At 62.4% G+C, this 13,375-nt stretch carries 5 protein-coding genes and 1 rRNA gene; 3 read left to right on the top strand and 3 right to left on the bottom strand.

Features of this window, described 5'->3' with window-relative positions:
* The first annotated feature begins 1 nt into the window (after position 1).
* Complete coding sequence (locus ACLEJU_RS28035) at positions 2-9,052, top strand: immunoglobulin-like domain-containing protein (RefSeq protein ID WP_440776768.1); 9,051 nt, start codon at positions 2-4, stop codon at positions 9,050-9,052.
* An 80-nt stretch (positions 9,053-9,132) separates the two neighbouring features.
* Positions 9,133-9,474, top strand: a complete 342-nt coding sequence (locus tag ACLEJU_RS28030; RefSeq protein WP_435424218.1) for a tryptophan synthase subunit beta — start codon at positions 9,133-9,135, stop codon at positions 9,472-9,474.
* Between the two features lie 37 nt (positions 9,475-9,511).
* Here the strand turns inward: ACLEJU_RS28030 and lapD are convergent, their stop codons facing one another.
* Positions 9,512-11,458 (bottom strand): cyclic di-GMP receptor LapD, encoded by a 1,947-nt coding sequence (lapD, locus tag ACLEJU_RS28025; protein ID WP_435424217.1) that lies wholly within the window; start codon positions 11,456-11,458, stop codon positions 9,512-9,514.
* A gap of 10 nt (positions 11,459-11,468) precedes the next feature.
* Positions 11,469-12,215 carry a cysteine protease LapG gene (gene lapG / locus ACLEJU_RS28020; protein ID WP_435424226.1) on the bottom strand — a complete coding sequence of 249 codons (747 nt, stop codon included), beginning with the start codon at positions 12,213-12,215 and terminating at the stop codon, positions 11,469-11,471.
* 218 nt (positions 12,216-12,433) lie between these two features.
* Between lapG and ACLEJU_RS28015 the strand changes: the two genes are divergently transcribed.
* Positions 12,434-13,123 (top strand): GntR family transcriptional regulator, encoded by a 690-nt coding sequence (locus tag ACLEJU_RS28015; RefSeq protein ID WP_435424216.1) that lies wholly within the window; start codon positions 12,434-12,436, stop codon positions 13,121-13,123.
* A gap of 77 nt (positions 13,124-13,200) precedes the next feature.
* Here ACLEJU_RS28015 and rrf read toward each other — a convergent pair.
* A 5S ribosomal RNA gene (rrf, locus tag ACLEJU_RS28010) occupies positions 13,201-13,316 on the bottom strand.
* Between the last annotated feature and the right edge of the window lie 59 nt (positions 13,317-13,375).

The following is a 13,375-nucleotide window of genomic DNA, read 5'->3' as shown; positions in this document are numbered from 1 at the left end:
CATCACCATTCCGGTCGGGCAAAGTTCGGGCACCGCCACAGCGGCAGTCAGCAATGACGTCTATCAGGGCCATCCTGCCGTCAGTAACAGCATCAGCGATGTGTCCGGGGGCAACTATGAAAACCTTGTCGCGGACAAAACCCAGGTCAGCACGACCATCACTGACGTGCAGGACACTACTACCGTGACCCTGACGGCCACACCGTCCGTGGCCGAAGGTGGGACCATCCTCTACACCGCTAGCGTGGGAGCGCCGGTCACCGGCAGCCCGGTGGTGGTCAACCTGGTCAATGGGCAGACCATCACCATTGGAGTTGGCCAGAGTTCAGGCACCACCACCGGTGCCGTCAGCAACGACGTGTACCAGGGCCATGCCCCCGTCACCAACAGCATCACCAGCGTCAGCGGTGGCAACTATGAAAACCTGGTCGCCAATCAATCGCCGGTCAGCACCAGCGTCACGGACGTGCAGGACACCACCACCGTTTCACTTTCGGCCACCCAGACCGTCGCTGAGGGCGGGCAGATCGTCTACACCGCGACATTGACCAGTGCTGCGCAGTCTGCGGTGACCGTCACCTTGAGCAATGGCCAGACCATCACTATCGCCGCCAACCAGACCTCCGGCAGCGTCGCGGTTGCTACCCACGGCAATAACCCGTACCTCGATGCTGGACAGGTCAGCGCCAGCATCACCAGCGCCTCAGGCGGTAACTTCGAGAATCTGGCGGTCAACAGCACGCCGGCAGTGACCAATGTCACCGATACCGTTGACACCTCTACCGTCAGCCTGACCGCCACGCCGTCGGTGGCTGAGGGCGGGACCATTGTTTATACCGCCACCGTAACCGCTCCGGTTACCGGCTCTGCCGTGGTGGTGACCCTTGCCAACGGGCAAACCATCACCATCCCGGTCGGGCAAAGTTCAGGGACCGCCACGGCTGCGGTCTCCAATGACGTCTATCAGGGCCATCCCGCCGTCAACAACAGCATCAGCGATGTGTCCGGCGGCAACTACGAGAACCTGGTCGCGGACAAAACCCAGGTCATCACGACCATCACCGATGTGCAAGACACCACCACCGTCACACTGACGGCCACGCCCTCGGTGGCAGAAGGCGGCACCATCGTTTACACCGCCACCGTCGGCGCGCCGGTCACCGGCAGCCCAGTCGTGGTCAGTCTTGCCAATGGGCAAAGCATCACCATTGCCGTTGGCCAGAGCTCCGGCACCGCGACTGGCGCCGTGAGCAACGACGTGTATCAGGGCCATGCCCCCGTCACCAACAGCATCACCACCGTCACGGGCGGCAACTACGAAACCCTGGTCGCCAACCAGTCGCCGGTCAGCACCACCGTCACCGATGTTCAAGACACCACAACTGTGACCCTGAGCGCTACACCTTCCGTGACCGAAGGCAGCACCATCGTCTACACCGCCACCGTTGGCGCTCCGGTTACCGGCAGCCCGGTCGTGGTCACCCTGACCAATGGCCAAACCATCACCATTCCGGTCGGCCACAGTTCCGGCACGGCAACTGGTGCCGTGAGCAACGACGTGTACCAAGGCCATGCACCTGTCACCAACAGCATCAGCAATGTCTCCGGCGGCAACTATGAAAACCTTGTCGCGGACAAAACCCAGGTCAGCACCAGCGTCACCGATGTGACCGACACCACCACGGTCACCCTGACAGCCACACCATCCGTAGTCGAAGGTGGCACCATCCTGTACACCGCCACCGTCGGCGCGCCCGTCACTGGCAGCCCGGTGGTGGTAACCCTTGCCAACGGCCAGTCCATCACCATCGCGGTCGGCCAAAGCTCGGGCACCGCTACCGGTGCCGTGAGCAATGACGTGTACCAGGGCCATGCCCCCGTCACCAACAGCATCACCAGTGTCAGCGGTGGCAACTACGAAAACCTTGTCGCGGACAAAACCCAGGTCAGCACCAGCGTCACCGATGTGCAGGACACCACCATAGTCTCGCTGTCGGCCACCCAGACTGTGGCTGAGGGCGGGCAGATCGTCTATACCGCCAGTCTGACCAATGCCGCACAGTCGCCGGTGACGGTGACCCTGAGCAATGGCCAGAGCATTACGATCGCCGCCAACCAGACCTCCGGCAGCGTCGCGGTAGCCACCCACGGCGATAATCCGTACCTCGATGCCGGCCAGGTCAGCGCGCGTATTACTGGCGCAACGGGCGGCAATTTCGAGAACCTGGCAATCAACAGCACGTCAGCGGTGACCAACGTTACCGATACCGTCGACACCTCGACTGTCAGCCTGACCGCCACGCCTTCGGTGGCTGAAGGCGGAACCATCGTCTACACCGCCACGGTGACCGCGCCTGTGACTGGCTCTGCCGTGGTGGTGTCTCTGACCAACGGGCAGACCATCACCATTCCGGTCGGGCAAAGCTCCGGAACCGCCACTGCGGCGGTATCCAACGACGTCTACCAAGGACACCCTGCAGTCAGCAACAGCATCAACAACGTGGCTGGCGGCAACTATGAGAACTTGGTGGCGAACAAGGCGGCGGTTAGCACTACCGTCACTGATGTGACCGACACCACCACCGTCACCCTCACCGCCACGCCAACTGTGGCCGAAGGCGGCACCATCGTCTATACCGCCACCGTCGGCGCGCCCGTCACCGAAAGCCCGGTTGTGGTCAGCCTGGCCAACGGGCAAACCATCACCATTCCGGTTGGGCAAAGCTCCGGCACCGCTACCGGTGCCGTGAGCAATGACGTCTACCAAGGCCATGCCGCCGTCACCAACAGCATCACCAGCGTCAGCGGTGGCAACTACGAAAACCTGGTCGCCAACCAGTCACCGGTCAGCACCAGCGTCACCGACGTGCAGGACACCACCACCGTTACCCTCACCGCCACGCCAACCGTGGTCGAAGGCGGTAACATCGTCTATACCGCTACTGTCGGCGCCCCCGTCACCGGCAGCCCGGTGGTGGTCACCCTGGCTAACGGCCAGAGCATCACCATCCCGGTTGGGCAAAGCTCCGGCACTGCCACTGGCGCGGTGTCCAATGACGTCTACCAGGGCCATGCCGCCGTCACCAACAGCATCAGCAACGTCAGTGGTGGCAACTACGAGAATCTGGTAGCCGACAAGACTCAGGTCAGCACCAGCGTCACCGATGTGCAGGACACCACCACCGTTTCACTGTCGGCAACGCCGAGCGTGGCCGAGGGTGGTCAGATCGTTTACACCGCGACCCTGACCAATGCCGCACAGTCGCCTGTGACCGTCACCCTGAGCAATGGCCAGACCATCACCATCGCCGCCAACCAGATTTCTGGCAGCGTCAGCGTCGCCACCCACGGCGATAACCCGTATCTCGATGCCGGGCAGGTCAGCGCCAGCATCACCAATGCATCAGGCGGCAATTTCGAGAATTTGGCGGTCAACAGCACCCCCGTGGTGACCAATGTCACCGATACCGTCGACACCTCGACCGTCAGCCTGACCGCTACGCCTTCGGTGGCTGAAGGCGGGACGATCGTTTACACCGCCACCGTGACTGCGCCAGTCACCGGCTCTGCTGTGGTGGTGACCCTGACCAATGGCCAGACCATCACCATTCCGGTCGGGCAAAGCTCCGGCACTGCCACTGGCGCCGTGACCAACGATGTCTATCTGGGGCACGCCGCGGTCACCAACAGCATAAGTAACGTCTCTGGCGGCAATTACGAAAACCTGGTGGCCAACAAGGCCGTGGTCAGCACCACGGTCACCGATGTGCAGGACACCACCACTGTCTCGCTGTCGGCCACGCCGAGCGTGGTCGAAGGTGGCCAGATCACCTACACCGCTACCCTGACCAACGCTGCGCAAACCGCCGTGACGGTAACCTTGAACAACGGCCAGACCATCACCATCGGCGCCAACCAGACCTCCGGCAGCGTCACCGTCGCCACCCACGGCGATAACCCGTACCTCGATGCTGGGCAGGTCAGTGCACAGATCACCAGCGCGTCTGGCGGCAACTTCGAGAACCTTGCAGTCAACAGCACGCCCGCAGTGACCAACGTCACTGACACCATCGACACCTCGACCGTGACCCTGGCCGCCACGCCGTCGGTAGCCGAAGGCGGCACCATCGTCTACACCGCGACTGTCACCGCCGCCGTCACCGGCAGCCCAGTGCTGGTGACCCTGGCCAACGGCCAGACCATCACCATTGCCGTCGGGCAAACTTCTGGTACGACCACCGGCACCGTTACCAATGACGTGTACTTGGGCCATGCACCGGTCACCAACAGCATCACCGCCATCAGCGGCGGCAACTACGAAAACCTGCTGGCCAACAAGACAGCGGTCAGCACCACCGTCACCGATGTCCAGGACACCACCACCGTTACCCTCACCGCTACACCCAGCGTGGCCGAGGGTGGCACCATCACCTACACCGCCACTGTCGGCGCACCCGTCACCGGCAGCGCCGTGGTGGTGACCCTGGCCAATGGCCAGACCATCACCATTCCGGTCGGCCAGAGCGCCGGCACCGCCACCGGCAGCGTGATCAATGACGTGTACCTGGGCCATGCCCCGGTGACCAACAGCATCACCAACGTGTCCGGCGGCAGCTACGAGAACCTGGTCGCCGACAAGACTCAGGTCAGCACCAGTGTCACCGATGTGACGGACACCACCACTGTCACTCTCACCGCCTCGCCAAGCGTGGCCGAGGGCGGCACCATCACCTATACCGCCACCGTCAGCGCGCCGGTCACCGTCACCCCTGTGGTGGTGACCTTGACCAATGGCCAGACCATCACCATCCCGGTCGGCCAGAGCAGCGGCACCGCCACCGGCTCGGTCACCAATGATGTCTATCAGGGGCATGCAGCCGTCACCAATAGCATCAGCAGCGTCTCCGGTGGCAGCTACGAGAACCTGGTGGCCAACAAGACCGTGCTCAGCACCAGCGTCACCGATGTGACGGACACCACCACCGTTACCCTGACCGCCACGCCGACCGTGGCCGAGGGCGGCCAGATCGTCTACACCGCGACCTTGACCAACCCGGCGCAGACAGCCGTCAGCGTGACGTTGAGCAATGGCCAGACCATCACCATCGGCCCCAACCAGTCCTCCGGCAGCGTCACTGTGGCGGCGCCAGCCGACGACGTGTACATCGACGCTTCCACGGTCAGTACCACTATCACCAGCGCCACCGGCGGCAACTTCGAAAGCTTGGTGGTGAACTCGGCGCCAGCGGTCACCGCCGTGACCGACACGCTGAACAACACCACCCTCGGCATCACCGGCTCGGCCACCGTAGCCGAGGGCAACACCGCCACTTATACCCTGACCCTGAGCAACCCGCCGCAGACCGATGTGGTGGTCAAGCTGAGCTACAGCGGCACTGCCACCAACGGTGTCGACTACACCGGCGTGGCTACCGTGACCATCAAGGCCAACAGCAACACGGCGACATTCAGCATCCCGACCATCAAGGACAACATCACCGAAGGCACCGAGACCTTCACCATCAAGATCGACTCGGCCACCGGAGGCAACTTCGAGGGCCTTGTCGTCAGCAACACCGCAGGCAGCATCACCACCCAGCTGTTCGAACCCGCACCCGTGCTGGACCTGGACGCCAACGACTCCAGCGGCAAGACCGGCGCCGACTTCCAGACCACCTTCACCGAGAACGGCAGCGGCAACTCGATCAGTGATCTGGACATCTCCATCACCGATTTCGACAGCACGCAGCTGACCGGCGCGACCGTCACCCTGACCAACGCCCAGGTCGGCGATGCGCTGAACCTGGGCAGCAGCGTCAATGGCATTACCATTACCTCCAGCGTGACCGCCGGCAAGGTGGTGCTGACCTTGACCGGCAACGCCTCGCTGGCCGACTACATGCAGGCCATCAAGAACATCACCTTCGTCAACACCAGCGAAGACCCGAGCACCACGCCACGGATTATCACGGTCACGGTCACCGACGGGGTCAACGTGTCCAACACCGCCACCACCACGGTCAACGTGGTGGCAGTCAATGACGCGCCGGTGTCCGCTGGCGGCGCCGTCACCGGGGTCGAGGACACCGCGTTGGTGCTGACCTGGAGCAACTTCAACGTCACTGACGTCGACAGCCCGGTCACGAGCCTGGGCGTGACCATCACCCAGCTACCAGCCCTCGGCACCCTGCAATACAACAACGGCACCGCTTGGGTGAACGTGGCCCTCAACCAGACAATCAGCCAGGCCGACATCACCGCTGGCAAGCTCAAATTCGTGCCGCTGGCCAACCAGTCGGGCGTCAACGGCTATGGCGGCACCGGGGTGGGCAACAACCAGGCTGACTATGCACAGATCAAGTTCAAGCCCACTGACGGCGTCACCCCCGGCAGCGAAACCATTCTGAAGGTGGACATTACCCCGGTCGCCGACGCACCGACCCTGTCGATCGGCAGCAACAGCGTCAACTCGCTGGGCTTGACCAAGGAAACCTGGACCACCCTCACCGGCCTGGGCACCAACGGCAACGGCATTACCGGCGATGCACTGAAGACGGTGTTCACCAACTCTGGCACCGCTACCTCGTCCACGACCATCACCAACGTGCAATCCGATTCCAGCGTAGCGGCGCAGAGCGGCTCGAAGACTTCCGGCCTGGTGTACCTGGAGGCCGGCAAGACCTACACCTTCAGCGGCAACGCCGACGACAGCCTGCTGGTGAACATCGGCGGCAAGAACGTGGTAACTGCCACCTGGGGCTCGGGCTCGGGGACCGTCTCGGGCACCTACACGCCGACCACCAGCGGCTACTACACCCTGGAGATCTACCACGCCAACCAGTCCGGCCCGGGCAGCTACGACGTCAACATCTCGGTCAACGGCAGCGCTGCTGGCGACTTCAACAGCACCACCATTCCGATGTACCAGAACGTCACCGCCCTGACCAACGCCGGGGTCACCGTGTCCGACCTGCACGGTAGCAACGGCACCCAGGGTTACTACGATGGCTACAAGCTTAACGAAGGGCCGGAAAACGGCAGCGTCAAGCTGGTGGGTATCGGCAGCAGCCTGACCGACATCGACGGCTCCGAGACCCTCAGCGTGAAGCTGAGCGGTATTCCGGCGGGCTCGGTGATCAGCGACACTGCCGGGCACACCGCCACCGTGGGCGCCACCGCGGTCGATGTCAGTGGCTGGACGTTGAGCAGCCTGACCATCAAGCCACCGGCCTACTACAGCGGCCAGTTCGACGTGAAGGTCAGCTCGACCTCCACCGAGTCGGTCGGCGGCAGCTTCGCCACCACCGAGGGCACCCTCAAGGTCACGGTCTACCCGGACACCTACACCACCAGCCAGCTGACCACCGCCAATGACAGCACCACCGGTACCTACGGCGATGACATCATTATCGCCGACAGCGCCGGCCTGCATATGACCGCCGGCACCAACTACAACCTCGCCTTCATCGTCGACACCTCGGGCAGCATGAGCACCACCGGCATCGACGCGACCAAGGCGTCCCTGGCCACCACGTTCCAGACGCTGCTCGCGGATGCCAAGGCCACCGGGGTCGGCACGGTCAACGTGCTGCTGGTGGACTTTGCCACCCAGGTCAAGAGTACCGTCTCGGTCACTCTCAACGACGCTGGCCTCAAGACGCTGCTGAACGCCCTGAGCGGCATGAGCGCGGACGGCGGCACCAACTACGAGGATGCCTTCAAGACCACCGCCAACTGGTTCCAGAACCTGAAAAATGCCGGTGTCACCGGCACCAACCAGACCTACTTCCTTACCGACGGCCAGCCGACCTACTACCAGACCGGCGAGCAGACCAACCCGACCCTGGCCAACAGCACGGTCAAGCTCGACACGCTGCTCAGCAACGTCAGCTACAAGATGGGCGATACCCTGACCAACTACCAGCTGGACAGCAGCAACCGGGTGTCGATCGACGCCACCGGCAAGCTCACCGCCGAAACCCGCAGCTTCGACCTGCTGAGCCTGAGCTACAAGTGGAGTGCCGTCACCACCGGCCTGATCCACGCCGAAGGCAACGGCGGCTACGAGCTGTCGAAACTGGCCGGCACCGGCAGCACAACCACCAGCGACACCCTGACCAACGCCACCTCAAGCTTCGCGCTACTCTCGGCGCTGTCATCGGTCGAAGCCGTTGGCGTCGGCACAGGCATCGCCGCCACCGACCTGAAACCGTTCGACAGCGACGGCGTGCCCCAGGTCAACGTCGACCCGAGCAAGATCAGCGATGCGATCCTCGGCCACACCGACCAGACCATTGCCGGTGTCGACACCATCAGCGGCGGCGATGGCCACGACATCATCTTCGGCGACCTGGTGAGCTTCGACTCGATACCCGGCAGCGGCATCGAGGCCGTGCAGGCCTTCGTCGCCACCAAGCTTGGCGTGGACACGAGCCTGGTGGATGCCAAGGTGATGCATCAGTACATCACCGAGCACTACACCGACTTCGACCTGTCGCGCACCAACGACGGCGCCGACACTCTGATGGGCGGGGGCGGCAACGACATCATCTTCGGCCAGGGCGGCAACGATTATATCGATGGCGGCAAGGGCAACGACATTTTGCTCGGCGGTACGGGCAACGACACGCTGCTTGGCGGCGAAGGCAACGACCTACTGTTCGGCGGAGCCGGTAACGACACCCTGATCGGCGGCAAAGGTAATGACATTCTCACCGGCGGCACGGGCGCGGATACCTTCGTGTGGAAAGCCGGCGACATTGGCCAGGACGTGATCAAGGACTTCAAGCTCAGCGAAGGCGACCGCATCGATCTCACCGACCTGTTGCAGGGCGAGCGCGGCTCGACCATCGACAACTACCTGAAGATCACCACGACTGGCGGCGAGTCGACCTTGCAGATCAGCACCGAAGGCAAACTCAATGCTGCTGGTGGGCTGGCCAACGTTGACGTGAGCATCAAGCTGGAGGGGGTGAACTGGTCGAATACCACCATTAACTCGTTGATCAGCGGGGCTGACCCGACCATCAAGATCGACAACAACAATAGTTGAAGGGCGGGCGCAGCTGGGCAAAGTTGCCTATGCTGCGCCAGAACCGAACCTGAGGATTCAATGTGACGAGGATGGACGCCATGTTCTATGTGCAACGCGACGGCGAAGGGCAGTTGGCGCGGGTGGAAGCCGCGCCCTACGCCGAGTACACGGAAATCCTGCCCGCCGACCATGCGGAAATTCAGGAGTGGTTTGCCGACGATGTCGTCGAGAACAGCCTCAAGCAACTCAAGCAGAGCGACCTGGACATGATCCGCGTGCTTGAGGACCTGATCGAGGTGCTGACCGCCAAGGGCGTGTTCAGCATCACCGACCTGCCGGCGGGGGCGCAGGCCAAGTTACTCAGCCGCTCCACCGCGCGCAAAGCGCTGGGGAGCTTGAACAACCTGATCGAGGAAGAAGAGGAAGGCGGGTTGATCTGAAATCACCGGGGGCGCCTTGCGCCCCGGCATGCTTGAATCAACGCCAGGGCGCCGGCTCGCCAACCAGCTGCCCCTGAATGCCACCGACGCCCATCTCCACCAACACCAGTCGCTCGCCTTCGGTCTCCACCCGCTCGGCAATCAGCGGCAGGTCGATGCTGTGCGCCGCGCGCTGGATCGCTTCAATGAACAGCCGCTTGTGCTGCTCCTGGTCGATGTTTCGAATGTAGCTGCCATCGATCTTCAGGTAGGCCAAGCCCAGGTGCGCCAGGTTGCCGATCATGCTGAAGCGCCCGCCGAAGCGCTGCAACGCCAGGCCGAAGCCCAGGCCGTGCAGACGGCGAGTGAGCTTTTCCAGCGCGGCCTGTTCGGGCAGTTGCTCCTCGCCGATCTCGAAGATCAACCGTGAGCCCAGCGCTGGATGCTGGCTCAGCAATTCGTAGACACGCTGCAAGGCCTTGGGGTCGGCCAGCGTCGCAGCCGACAGGTTGAGCGCCAGTACCTGATCATGGCCACGCAGGTGTGCCAGCACCTTCTCCAGTACCAGCAGATCCAGCCGCGACATCCAGCCAAAGCGCTCCAGCCACGGCAGGAAGCGACCGGCAGGCAAAGCCTCGCCCTGGTCATCGTGCAGGCGTGAAATCACCTTGTGATGAAGGACCTGCTGCGTCTGCCTGGCATTCACGACAGGCTGGAAGAACAACTCGAACCGACTTTCGACGAACGCTTCGTCCAACCGAATGTGCCAGGCATGCTGGCTGTCGCCAGCCACTGCAGCCACGCCCTGCTCAAGGCATACCCAACCCGGGGTCGGCTGATTCTCGGCACGCGCCAACGCCTCGTCAGCCAGCTTGAGCAATGCCTGCGGCGCGTCACCGGGGCTGAACGGAGCAAGGCCGATGCAGGCAACCGGGTCGACATCGCTGGCGCCTGTTTCGTGCAGGCTCTGCAGCGTTGCCTCCAGTGCCTGGGCGAGCTGCACGGCTTCCTCGTGGACCATGCCCGGGGCCAGCACGGCGAACTCACCGCCACGGCTGCGGGAAATCAAGTCGTTGGTCTCCGGGAAGCTGGCGCAGGTACGCCGTAGCTGCTCGCCTACGGCCTGCAACAGCTGGTCGGTGCGCTGGCCGCCCAGGCGTGCGTTGAGCCCGGCCAGGCCCTGCACACGCAGCAGCAGCAGGTAACCGGCACGTGCCTCCTCCAGGTTGCTGACCCGGGCAGTCAGCTGCATTTCGAAATATCGCCGGTTGGACAGGCCCGTGAGGCTGTCCTGGTAGGACTCCGCCCGCAACCGCTCACTGCGCTCGGCCTGTTCGGTGAACAAGGCCTTCAGCTTCTCGACCATCTGGTTCATGGCCTGCACCACACGCCGCAGCTCCGGCGTGCGCGGCAGCTCTGGCAGGCTGAGGAACTCGCGCCGGGCAATAGCGTGGGACTGTTCCACCATGTAATCCAGCGGGCGCAACTGACGACGCAGCAGCAGTGCGCCAAGTACCGCACTGGCGGCACCACACAGCAGCAACCAGCCGAGACTGCCCAATGCGCTTTGCCAGAGCTTGGCGATGGCAAACATAGGGTGGCTGATCACCTCGACCCGCGCAGCCTGCTGCCAGCCCCGGCTGACGATGGCATCGCCACCGGCCGCTTCCAGGCCAATCAGGTGGATGAACCACGCTGGTACACCGCCTGGGTCAGGCTCAGCGTGGCGCTCAACCAGCACGGCATTTGAGCCCAGGTCGACTACCTTGATGCTGGCGTAGTAGCCACTGTCGAAGATCGAGCTGACCATCAGCTCGACCATCGCCGGGTCATCGATATTCGGCGTCAGCGACAGTGCCAGCGCAGTGGCTGCATCCTGGGCGTGCGAACGCAGCTGATTGACATACTGGCTGCGCGAGCTTTCCAGGCTGACCATGAAGCTGCCGCTGAACGCGATGACCAGGAACAGGCAAATGGCCAACAGCAATTGTTTGAACAGTGACATCTGTGCTCCTTCAGTAAACCGGTTCGGCCGGGAACCCTTCGGCCTGCATTTTCTTCAACAAGTCCTGCCAACGGGACAGGCGCTTGGTATCACCGACCTTCTTGTTGCCCGCAGCGCCGGTCAGCCACAGACCTTCGCCATTGAAGGCATACACCGGCAGCAGGTCGGTGCGCTGGCTGGCCGGCTTTATGGCGTCCATCAGGCTGTCGAGTACCAACGGCTGCGCCTGTGGGCTTGAATAATAGGTCAGCACCATGTGCGCACGGTTCTGGCGCAGGGCCTTGACGTAAGTGATGCGCAGTTTCTCGCTCGGGATCCCCATGCGCCGCAGGCTGAAGTACTTGGCGATGGCGTAGTCCTCGCAGTCGCCGGCGCCTTTTATAAGCGCCTGGATGGGCGTGGCCCAGTAGTCGACCTCGTGCCACAGGTCGATATCCTCGACGTATCGCAGTTGCTGGTTGAAGAACTGGTTGACCACCTGCAGGCGCTGCATCTCGCTGCCTTGGCTCTGGGTCGCCATCAACCGCTGCCAGGCATCGATGCGGCCCTTGCCCGCACCCAAGGGGCCGTACAGGGCCTCGGACTTGCGGCTGATCTCGGCAAAGTCCCAATCCGCATGCAACCCGCCCAGCAGCAAGCCACCCAGCAACAGGGCAAAGGCAAAACGTCGCACGGCGTTTTTGAACAGCCAGGTAATCGCCACTGCGAGGCCCTGTTCAGGTCGTTCCAAAGCAGCGATGGTGCGGCCTGGCAACATAAAAGACAATGGCACTGCGCAATCATGTAGCCGATGGTCGGCTGGTTATATCTTTATTGTTAGCGCTTAGTGTGTGTCGCTTCCTTTGCTGGGAAAACTCATCCACCATAATTGTCAGCTTGGCCCGCTCGCGCCGTTGCGGGCACAGGTTTGACAAGCCCCCTTGCCTGTCACTAGTGTCATTGGATCCAACCTTCTGTCGTCGAGGCACACTTCGCTTGGCCGAGAAAATCAAACTCAGTAACGTGCTGGCCAGCGAACAGCTGCCGGCACACCAGGCCCGTGGCGTCATAGAAGAACGCTTGCGCAGCGCCATTCTAGATGGCCGCCTGCCTCCTGGCACCGCCGTACGCCAACAGGAAATCGCCGACTTGTACGGCGTCAGCCGTATGCCGGTGCGCGAGGCTCTGCGCCAGTTGGAGGCGCAATCGCTGCTGAAGGTGGAAATGCACAAGGGTGCAGTGGTCGCACCGTTGATTGGCGAAGACGCCGTCGACACCTATGCATTGCGCGTGCTCCTGGAGAGCGAGGCGCTGCGCCAGTCGATCCCGCTGCTCGATGCCGATGACATCGCCAGTGCCCGTGGTTACATCCAGCAACTGGAGAACGAAACCAGCCATGCGGAAATCGGCCGTCTCAATCGGCTATTCCACATGGCGCTCTATGGCAAGGCATCCAATCAGAAACTGCTGCGCCTGATCGAGAACGAGTTAAACGAGGAAGAACGCTTCCTGCGCTTCCATTTGTCGTCCATGGGGCTAGGCAAGCTCACCCAGGATGACCATAACGCCTTGGTAGATGCTGCCGCTGACAAGCGTATCAACGACGCGGTAAGGGTGCTTGAACAGCATCTGAACAATGGATCGCGGGTGATCAGAAACTACCTGGACAAACAACTCGGCCGCTAGCGCTTAACGCCAGGGTGTTTTAACCCGGAAAAGAAAAAGCCCCTGTCTGCAACGCAGACAGGGGCTTTTTGTTTGAATCTTGACGATGACCTACTCTCACATGGGGAAACCCCACACTACCATCGGCGATGCATCGTTTCACTACTGAGTTCGGAATGGGATCAGGTGGTTCCAATGCTCTATGGTCGTCAAGAAATTCTGTGTGCTGGCCCGTCGCTTTGACGTGCCTGCGAATCTCTGTAGTTCCTACTT

Origin of the sequence: Pseudomonas sp. SMN11 (genome assembly GCF_052041945.1) — a bacterium.
Taxonomy (GTDB): domain Bacteria; phylum Pseudomonadota; class Gammaproteobacteria; order Pseudomonadales; family Pseudomonadaceae; genus Aquipseudomonas.
This window is presented reverse-complemented; position numbering and strand designations above follow the sequence as displayed.

Excerpts from the sequence above, each read along its gene's own strand:
- ACLEJU_RS28030 (WP_435424218.1), top strand. The coding sequence starts at position 9,133 with ATGTTCTATGTGCAACGCGACGGCGAAGGGCAGTTGGCGCGGGTGGAA.
- lapD (WP_435424217.1), bottom strand. The coding sequence starts at position 11,458 with ATGTCACTGTTCAAACAATTGCTGTTGGCCATTTGCCTGTTCCTGGTC.
- lapG (WP_435424226.1), bottom strand. The coding sequence starts at position 12,215 with ATGTTGCCAGGCCGCACCATCGCTGCTTTGGAACGACCTGAACAGGGC.